Source organism: Achromobacter semiaridum (assembly GCF_053543755.1).
This window is the reverse complement of the sequence record NZ_JBLVOL010000122.1, coordinates 23609-32580: the sequence shown is the minus strand read 5'-3', so window position 1 is coordinate 32580 and position 8972 is coordinate 23609. Positions and strand designations below refer to the sequence as shown.

Here is an 8972-nt window from a genome sequence, read left to right as displayed (position 1 = left end):
GCGCGGGCGGTGCGGCTGGGCGCCGGCTGGGCCGTGCCGCGGTCCATCACCTTGATGATGTGGAAACCGTTGCCGCTCTGGATCAGGTTGCTGACCTGGCCCTTTTGCAGATTGCCGATGGCCTTGACGAACAGGTCGGGCCAGCCGTCCAGCGGACGCACGCCCATCACGCCGCCTTGCAAGGCTTCGGGACCATCCGAGGACGCTGCCGCCAGGCTGGCGAAATCGTCGCCGCGCTTGGCGCGGGCCAGGATGTCTTCGGCCTTCTTGCGCAGCACCGCCAGCTGTTCCGGGGAGGAGCCTTCGGGCACGCGGACCAGAATCTGGGCCAGCGCGTACAGCATCGGACCCGAGGGCGCGGCGGCCTGCTCGGGCGCGGGCTCGGGCTGCGCCTGCGGTTGCGGTTGGGGTTGCTGCTGCGCTTGCGGCGCGGCGCCAAACGCCGGGTTGCGGCGCTGGTCCTTCAGGAACGCATCGACTTCGGTGTCGGAAATGACGATGGTGGAATCCACCGCGCGCTGGCGCAGGCGATCCGTGCGGATCTCGTCGCGCAACGACTTCCGATAGGCGTCCCAGTTGGTGCCGGACTTTTCGATTTCGCCGCGCAGTTGCGCCACGCTGATCTTGTTGCGCGACGCGATGGTCTGGATGGCCTGGTCCACCTGGGCATCGTCGACCCGAATACCAAGGCGGTCGGCTTCGTGGCGTTGCACCCGTTCCATGATCAGACGCTGCAACACCTGGTGCTGCAAGGTCTGGTCGTCGGGCACCTGGATGCCGCGCGACTTCAATTCGGACGAAATGCGGACGGACGCGTCGCGCAGTTCGCGCAACGTGATCACGTCCTTGTCGACCACGGCCGCGATGCCGTCCACGAACTGCTCGCCCTGGGGCGCCGGCGCGGTTTTCTGAGCGGCGGGCGCGGCCTTGGCGCCATTGTTCGCGGCCCGGCCTGTTGGCTCGGCCGCGTGCGCGGCGGGAAGGCCGGCGCATAAGGCCAACAACAGCGCACTGCCGGACAGGCGGCGCAAAGAGTGCAACCTACGCATCATTCATACCTTTCAAATGTGGTCCCAGCCGGCACGGGCGGTGTAATGCTGGTGTAGCCGGGGATACTTCTGTTCAGCAGGTTCATCGGGTCGGTTCCCAGGGAACCCAGACCGGTCAGCTCAAGCTGGAAGAACACAGCGGAGTTCGCGTCCGTTGCCGATACAGCATAGCGCTGGTAGACCACGCGGCCCACCCAGCAGCAATCGCCCTTGTACTCGACGCCGGCGATGGCCTGCGTGACACGGGGGGATTCCGTCGTGTTGGCCACCGTGCTGGACGGCCCGGAGCGCAAGGAATAATCCACGCGACCCACGCCGTACCAACGCTTGTTGAACGGCCATTGCAACGCCAGGCTGACCTGGTTCTGGCCTTGGGGCTGATACTGAACGCCCGGTTGCGGATCGCGCTGATAACGATACGACAGCGCCACCGTGGTCAGGCGCTGCGGCGACCAGCGTGCGCTGACCAAGCCGCGCGACCACTGGTTCTGGTAAGGATTGTACTGAGCGGCCACGTCGGTGCTCAGCGTGTCGGTCAGTGCCGCGCTGGCGCCCACCAGGAAGTCGGAACGCACGTTTTCACGCGGCGTTTCGCCCGGCAGCGTGACTTTTTGATCTTCAAAATACAGGCGCTGCGCCACAGCCAGCGACATGCGCTCGAAGCCGGTATTGGCGTCCAGCCAGCGCGTGGTCAAGGCGGCCGTCAGCTGGTTGGCGTTCGAGATACGGTCCCAACCGCCGGTGTAGATGTTTTCTTCAAAGGCCTGCGAGAAGCTGAAGTCGGCCAGCGACGTGTCGTAGACCGGCATCTTGGACTGGTCGCGATACGGCACGCGCAGGTAGTACAGGCGCGGTTCGAGCGTTTGCGTGGACGCCTTGCCGAACAGCGATGTGTCGCGTTCGAAGATCAGGCCGGCGTCCAGCGACATGATCGGCACGGTGCGCGATTGCGAACGCGGCAGGCCGTCGGCCGAACCGCCGTTCAGGCCCAGCGCATCCACGCCATACCATTTGGTCTGGTACTGGGTGTAGTTCACGCCCGCCTTGGGGATGATGAACCAGCCCGGGCGCACGATCGGGTACGACACCGTCGGGTAGGACTGCAAGCGGTCGCCATCCGGATAGCGAACCGTCGAGCCGAAATCGGGACGGCGGAAACGCACGGCGGTGGATGTCCAGTCGACATCGAAACCGCCCCAGTCATAGCGCGCGCCGCGCAGGTAGAGCTCGGGTTCCTTGTCGTACGGCGGCACCAGCGGCGCGTCCGGGTCCTGCAGCGTCTGGTACTTGTAGACCTGTGCGTACGTGCTCCAGTAGTTGGACGCCCAGCCCACGCGGCCGCGCTGCGGCAGGTAGGTGGTCGACGCCTGGTTCAGGCCCAGCTGCGAGATGTCGCGGAAGTAGTCGTCGTCTGAAACCTTGGCGATGTCCCAGTCGGCGTAGAAGCCGTGCGAGAACGTCTGCTGGTGGCGCCACCAGTACATCCAGCGGTCTTCGCTGGTGACGTTGTCGTTGGGCAAATAGGTGCCGTCCAGGGTGCCCAGATAGGACGAGCCCAGGTAGCGGAATTCGCCGCCCAGCTGCATGCCGCGCTTGGAGAAATAGCGCGGCTGGACCGTCATGTCGTAGTTGGGCGCCAGGTTCAGGTAGTACGGCAACGAAATGTCGAAGCCGCCCTGGCTGGTGGTGCCGTACGTCGGCATCAGGAAGCCAGACTTGCGCTCTTTCTTGACCGGGAAGGTCATGTAGGGCGACGCCAGGATCGGCACGTCCTTGAAATACAGCACGCCGTTGCGCGCCACGCCTTCGTTTTCGTCGAAATCGATATCGACGGTGTTGGCCTTGATGTACCAGGACGGCGTTTCGCACGCGCAGCCGCTGTACGTAACCGTATGCAGCCGCATCTGCGACTTGCTGAAGATGTCGGCGTGTTCGGCAACGGCGAAACCGCCGGTGGCGCCCATCCAGAAGTTGGGCTTTTCGACCTGGCCTGAATATTTGTCGACGTTGAACTTGGCGTTGGGGCCGGTCACCAAGGTGCCGTCGCGCATCATGCGCGCACTGCCCTGGACATCCACTTCGCCGGTGTCCTTGCGGTAGTTGATGCGGTCGCCCTTGATCACGCCGTCGATGCGGCGCACTTGCGCGCTGCCGTTCAGCGTCAGGTCGGAATCGGGGTCGCCCTCGATGCTGTCGGCTTCCAGGTACGCGGGGATGCTTTCATCCGGCAGGCGGTGAATTCGCAGACCCGGCGACGTACGCAACACGGGCGCTGCGGGGGTCACGGTTGCTGCGGACGCCGCGGGAGTCGAACCTTGGCTGCCTTGAGCCTGGACGGCTCCGGCGGCCACGCTGACAGCAGAGAGGATCAACCACCGAACCTTGCGCACGAGTGAAAACAGCCCTTTTTGACAATGGGAAAACCTGGCATCGGCGGCGGAGAACGGCCGATGCTGGTGGAAACGAGCCGGTATTATAGAGAAGCCGCGCCATACGCCCAGCCTTATGTGCGCCGAACGCAAATTTCAGCAATATTGCCCTTCTGACACGGATCTTCCTTGAAAAACGATCACGACCCCCGCCTGGTGCAGATTCGCAACTGGCTGGAAAGCCTGCCCAAAGCCTTGAACCTGGCCGTGGACACGTTGCGCCCGGCCTCCGCCGACGCCAGTTTTCGCCGTTATTTCCGTTTGGACGCCGGTGAGCGCACCCTGATTGTCATGGACGCGCCACCCGCGCACGAAGACTGCCGCCCCTTCCTGCACGTGGGCCAACTGCTGGCCGATGCCGGGCTGAACGTGCCCCAGGTGCTGGAACAGGATCTGGACCAGGGCCTGCTGCTGCTGTCCGACCTGGGCGAGCAAACCTACTATCAGCGCATCCAGGCCGGCATTTCCGATAGCGACTTGCAGACGCTCTACCGCGAGGCACTGGCCGCGCTGGTCCGCTTGCAGCAGGCGTCCACGGCCGGTCTGGCCACCTACGACACGGCCCGGCTGGCCGACGAGCTAAAGCTTTTCCCCGAGTGGTACGTCAACAAGCACCACGGCGTCACGCTGGACGACAAGACCGCCAACGCCCTGGAGAAGATCTTTGCCCTGCTGTCGACCAGCAACGGCGGCCAGGCGCAGGTGCTGGTGCATCGCGACTTCCATTCGCCCAACCTGATGGTGTGCGACCAGCCGCAGTACGGTCCCAACCCCGGCGTCATCGATTTCCAGGACGCGCTGGTCGGCCCCATCACCTATGACCTGGCCTCATTGGTTACCGACGCCCGCACCACCTGGGAAGAACCGCAGCAGCTGGACTGGGCCATCCGCTATTGGGAAATGGCGCGCGCGGCAGGCTTGCCCGTGGATGCCGACTTTGCCGAATTCCATCGCGCCTACGAATGGATGGGCCTGCAACGCAACCTGCGCATCATGGGCGTGTTTGCCCGCCTGAACCACCGCGACGGCAAGGCGCATTACCTGGCGCACATGCCGCGCATGAACGGCTACGTCCGTCAGGTGGCCCAGCGCTACGGCGTTTTCACCCCGCTGCTGCGCCTGCTCGACCAACTGGATGACCGCCAGGTCAGCGTCGGATACACCTTTTGATGCAAGCCATGATTCTTGCCGCGGGGCGCGGCGAACGCATGCGACCGCTGACCGATCGGCTGCCCAAACCGTTGCTGGCGGTGGGCGGCAAGCCCCTGATCGTCTGGCACCTGGAACGCCTGGCGGCGGCGGGCATCCGCCAGATCGTCATCAACCATGCCTGGCTGGGCCACGAGATCGAACGCGCACTGGGCGATGGCAGCGCGTTCGGCGCGCAGATCCGGTATTCAGCCGAAGGCACCGCCCTGGAAACCGCCGGCGGCATCGCGCAGGCGCTTCCCCTGCTGGGCGATGCGCCGTTCCTGGTCGTGAACGGCGACGTCTGGTGCGACTGGGACCCTGCCCTGGCGCCGTCCCTGGCGGCCACTGTGCCGGATGGTGGCGTGGGCTTGTTGATGGTCGACAACCCCGTGCAGCACCCGGCCGGTGATTTCCGGCTATCGCCCGATGGCGCCTTGCATGCCGACGGCGAGCCGCGTTTGACCTATGCAGGCATCGGCGTCTACCATCCTTCGTTGTTCGCGGATGTCCAGCGCGGCACGGCGGCGCCCTTGGCGCCCCTGCTTCGGCAGGCAATGGCCAGAAACCTGGCGCGCGGCGCGCGCCACGACGGCCGCTGGGTAGATGTCGGCACCCCGCAACGGCTTGCCGACCTGGACGCGGAGCTCCTCGCAGCGGCACGCTGACGCTCACATATTTCACAATATCAAGGTGCGCAACCAGGCTTGTCCGCGCACCCAAGCCCCCCGGCTAACGGGGTATTCTCTGACGCTTTGGCGCGCGCGGGCCCCCGCGCGAACAAGCACATACACAGGAAGTTTTCTAGGAATGGGGATGTTTGGAAGATCGCAACGGGCTGTATTCAAGCCCTCCGTGTACCAACCCGGTCAACGCACGCGGCGCCTGCCGCGCTGGCTTGTCCTGCTGCTGGTGGGAATTGCCCTGGGTGCGGGCGGCGTGCTCTTCCTGCAAACGAACTACGGCCCGCAACGCCTGACGGTCGAGCAGTCCGAGTCCCTGCATAGCGAGCTCAGCGCGTCCAACCTGGAACGCCAGCGCCTGCAAACCCAGCTGGAAGAAGCCACGCAACAGCGCGACGCCAACAAGTCCGGCCACGAAAAGCTGACCACCGACCTGGCCGAAGCCCGCGCCAAGATCGATACGCTGAACAAAGAACTGGTCCTGTTTCAGGACGCCATGCCGCCGGACCCGCGCGGCGGCAACCTGGGCATCCGCTCGGCCACGTTCAAGCGCGCCCCCGGCCAGCTTGACTACCAGGTTCTGGTGATGCGCGAAGAGCGCACCGGCGCGCCGTTCAAGGGCACGCTGACGTTCAGCATTGAAGGCAGCTATTCCAATGGCCGCGCCGCCACCGTCACGCCGGAAGGCCCCACGCTGAATGTCGACCGCTACGACTACGCGCTGGGCCAGCTGAAGCTGCCCGACGGCTTCAACGCCCGCGTGGTGGTGCTGCGCGTTATGGACGCCAACCAGAAGCAACAGGCGATGCGCATCTATAACGTGCGCAACTAAGCGCGCCGCGCTTGCGAAAAACCCGCCCGATTCGATCCGGCGGGTTTTTTTACGCGCAACCAAAGTAGTTGCGCACGCAACCTATCAAGAATATAGTTGCGCAAACAACCAAATATCCTGGAGACAAGATGCCGCTACCCGCGCATGTACCGGTGTTGATCGCCGGCGGAGGCCCGGTCGGCCTGACGCTGGCCGCCCTGCTGGCCGAGTACGGCATCGCCTCGCTCACGGTCGAGGCGGACGACGACTATTGCAGTGGCAGCCGCGCCATCTGCATATCGCGCCGATCGCAGGAAATCCTGGGCTGGGTCGGCGCCGACAAACCCCTGATGGAAACCGGCCTGGCCTGGACGGGCGGCCGCAGCTACTACCGCGACCGCGAAGTGCTGCACTTTCAGATGCCGCACGACCCCTTGCAGCGCTATGCGCCCATGGTCAACATCCAGCAATACTCGGTCGAGGAATACGCGCATCAGGCCATGCAGCGCCACCCCGATCTGGCCGCATTGCAGTGGTCGGCCCGCGTGGCCGGGCTGCGCGCCGACAACGATGGCGTCACCGTCGAGATCGACATCGACGGCGTGCGCCAGACCGTGCGCGCCGACTGGCTGATCGCCTGCGACGGCGGCCGCAGCACCGTGCGCGAGGCCATGGGGCTGAAGCTGGAAGGCATGCAGTACGAAGGCCGCTACGTCATCGTCGACATCGAACAGGCATCGACCCGCCCCGTTGAACGCCTGGCGTGGTTCGACCCACCGTCCAACCCCGGCTCGACCTTGCTGATGCATCGCCAGCCCGGCAACGTGTGGCGCGTGGACTACCAGATCCGCGACGACGAAGACCCCGACGAAGCCGTCAAACCGGAAAACGTCTTGCCGCGCGTGCAAAGCCATCTGGACATGATCGGCGAAACCGCGCCGTGGAAAGCCCTTTGGATTTCGGTCTACAACGCCAAGTGCCTGACGCTGGCGCAGTACCGTCACGGACGCGTATTGTTTGCCGGTGACGCCGGCCACCTGGTCCCGATCTTTGGCGTGCGCGGCCTGAACTCCGGTCTGGACGACGCCGGCAACCTGGCCTGGAAACTGGCCTGGGTCTTGAAGGGCCAGGCCCCCGACAGCCTGCTGGACAGCTACAGCATCGAACGCGTCCACGCCACGCGCCAGAACCTGGCTTATGGCGCCAAGAGCACGGAATTCATGGCGCCGCCGGACTTCGGCTTCCGCTTGATGCGTGAAGCCGCGTTGCGGCTGGCGTTGGTGGACGAGACGGTGCGCCCGCTCATCAACCCCCGGCAGTCCGCGCCCATTTCGTACGACCCATCACCCTTGAACCTGCAAGACGGCGCACCGCAAGCCGGCCCCGCCGCCGCCCCGGGCCAACCCGTGCCCGATGCGCAGTTGCAAGACGGCTCCGCTGTCCGCTACCTGAGCCAGAGTTTCGGCCGGGGCTTCGTGCTGCTGGCGGTATCGCCCGCCCCCGCGCTGGCCCGTGAACTGGACGCCCTGGCCACGGCCACGCAAAGCGCGCCGCACCCCTTGCAGATCATCCAGGCGGGCGCGGGCGGTCTGGACGACGCGCATGGGCAGTTGCGCCAGCGCCATGGCGCCCCCGATGGCCTGGTCACGCTGATCCGCCCGGACGGCTACGTGCTGGGCCGCTGGTCCGCGCCTGACACCGAACAGCTACGCGCCGCGTTGGCGCCCTATTACCCTTCGATCGCCCTGCCCGCAACCCAGAAAGGCCAAGCATGAACAACGACGATCTAGACCACGTGTACACCGGCATGGCGCAAGCGCTGACACGCGTGGGCGAATCCCAGGCGCCGCTGTTTCTTTCGATATTGGGCTTGTCATTGCTGTCACGCCAGCCCGATGCGGCCACGGCGCTGGCGCTGTTGGCGCAGGCCGAAAGCGCCTGCCTGGAGCAGGCCGCTGTGGCAAACTATCCCGCCACCAGTACCGCCCCCCCTACCGCCCACCCCACCGCCCGCCCGACGTGAAACCGCCCGCCCTGGAACGATTCCTGACGTATCGCCTGCACGTGCTCAACAAGATCACGGACCGCGACACGAATCGCGCCTACCTGGAAGACTGCGGCATTCCGCTGGGCGAAGCCCGCTGCCTGGCCGCCATCGGGCGCTATGCGCCGCTGTCGGTCAATGACCTGGCGCGCGCGGCCAACCTGAACAAAGGCCAGGCCAGCCGATCGGCGCAGGCATTGGTGGAACGCGGTCTGGTGGAAAAGGCGTTGTCGGCCTCGGATGGGCGCGGCGTGGTGCTGACGCCCACGCCCGAGGGCATGGCGCAGTATCAACGCATCATTGATTTGATCGCGCGCCGAAACGACGAAATATTCGGCTGCCTGGATGCCGACGAACAACGCGCGCTGGGGCAGATGCTCGATCGCCTGATCGAGCATCTGCAAGCCCGCGAAGACGTCGCGGCGGACAGCGACGGCTAGGCGTCGGCCTTCGGCGCCGTGGCGCCCATCTGCGTGGCCGCCTCGTCCATAAACTGCGCCATGCGCACGTCCAGTTCAGTCACCCCCCCCGCATCATGCGTGGTCAAGGTCACGTCCACCCGGTTGTAGACGTTGGTCCACTCCGGATGGTGGTTCAGCTTTTCCGCGAACATGGCCACGCGCGCCATGAACCCGAAAGCCGCGTTGAAGTTCGGAAAGCGGTAGCGCTTTTCAATGGCGTCGCGCGTGGCCCGCGGCCTGCCAACCGGTCAGCGCGGCCACGGCGGTATCGGTGCCGATACGGGCGGGGGGAAGCATGCTCATGAGA

At 65.3% G+C, this 8972-nt stretch carries 8 protein-coding genes and 1 pseudogene; 6 read left to right on the top strand and 3 right to left on the bottom strand.

All coding sequences use genetic code 11. The features are described from left to right. Positions 1–1052: peptidylprolyl isomerase (locus ACNPP0_RS25630; RefSeq protein WP_448707378.1), on the bottom strand; the 1052-nt coding region annotated here is incomplete at its 3' end. Then, on the bottom strand, positions 1049–3439 hold the full coding sequence (gene lptD / locus ACNPP0_RS25625) for an LPS-assembly protein LptD (protein ID WP_332612902.1): 2391 nt from the start codon (positions 3437–3439) through the stop codon (positions 1049–1051). The genes ACNPP0_RS25630 and lptD, both read right to left, overlap by 4 nt. A 168-nt stretch (positions 3440–3607) precedes the next feature. Between lptD and ACNPP0_RS25620 the strand changes: the two genes are divergently transcribed. From ACNPP0_RS25620 to ACNPP0_RS25595, 6 genes are all read left to right on the top strand, one after another. Beyond that, a complete protein-coding gene (locus ACNPP0_RS25620; RefSeq protein ID WP_332612903.1) occupies positions 3608–4648 on the top strand; it encodes an aminoglycoside phosphotransferase family protein in 1041 nt (346 codons plus the stop codon). Further along, on the top strand, positions 4648–5334 hold the full coding sequence (gene murU, locus ACNPP0_RS25615; protein ID WP_332612905.1) for an N-acetylmuramate alpha-1-phosphate uridylyltransferase MurU: 687 nt from the start codon (positions 4648–4650) through the stop codon (positions 5332–5334). The genes ACNPP0_RS25620 and murU overlap by 1 nt, the downstream gene beginning before the upstream one ends. A gap of 148 nt (positions 5335–5482) precedes the next feature. Further along, positions 5483–6181, top strand: a complete 699-nt coding sequence (locus tag ACNPP0_RS25610) for a DUF6776 family protein (protein ID WP_332612906.1) — start codon at positions 5483–5485, stop codon at positions 6179–6181. A gap of 128 nt (positions 6182–6309) precedes the next feature. Continuing rightward, the gene (locus ACNPP0_RS25605; RefSeq protein ID WP_448707377.1) at positions 6310–7935 is read left to right on the top strand and encodes an FAD-dependent monooxygenase; all 1626 of its coding nucleotides are present in this window, start codon (positions 6310–6312) and stop codon (positions 7933–7935) included. Further along, positions 7932–8183, top strand: coding sequence for a hypothetical protein (locus tag ACNPP0_RS25600; protein ID WP_448707376.1), 252 nt, complete (start codon positions 7932–7934; stop codon positions 8181–8183). The genes ACNPP0_RS25605 and ACNPP0_RS25600 overlap by 4 nt, the downstream gene beginning before the upstream one ends. Continuing rightward, positions 8180–8644, top strand: a complete 465-nt coding sequence (locus ACNPP0_RS25595) for a MarR family winged helix-turn-helix transcriptional regulator (protein ID WP_448707375.1) — start codon at positions 8180–8182, stop codon at positions 8642–8644. The genes ACNPP0_RS25600 and ACNPP0_RS25595 overlap by 4 nt, the downstream gene beginning before the upstream one ends. On the opposite strand, the pseudogene ACNPP0_RS25590 reads toward ACNPP0_RS25595, so the two are convergent. Continuing rightward, positions 8641–8968, bottom strand: a pseudogene (locus ACNPP0_RS25590) (4a-hydroxytetrahydrobiopterin dehydratase). The gene ACNPP0_RS25595 and the pseudogene ACNPP0_RS25590 overlap by 4 nt on opposite strands. Between the last annotated feature and the right edge of the window lie 4 nt (positions 8969–8972).

What these genes read in the sequence shown, in the direction of transcription:
- murU (WP_332612905.1), top strand. Translation starts at nt 4,648, where the DNA reads ATGCAAGCCATGATTCTTGCCGCGGGGCGCGGCGAACGCATGCGACCG.
- ACNPP0_RS25610 (WP_332612906.1), top strand. Translation starts at nt 5,483, where the DNA reads ATGTTTGGAAGATCGCAACGGGCTGTATTCAAGCCCTCCGTGTACCAA.
- ACNPP0_RS25605 (WP_448707377.1), top strand. Translation starts at nt 6,310, where the DNA reads ATGCCGCTACCCGCGCATGTACCGGTGTTGATCGCCGGCGGAGGCCCG.
- ACNPP0_RS25600 (WP_448707376.1), top strand. Translation starts at nt 7,932, where the DNA reads ATGAACAACGACGATCTAGACCACGTGTACACCGGCATGGCGCAAGCG.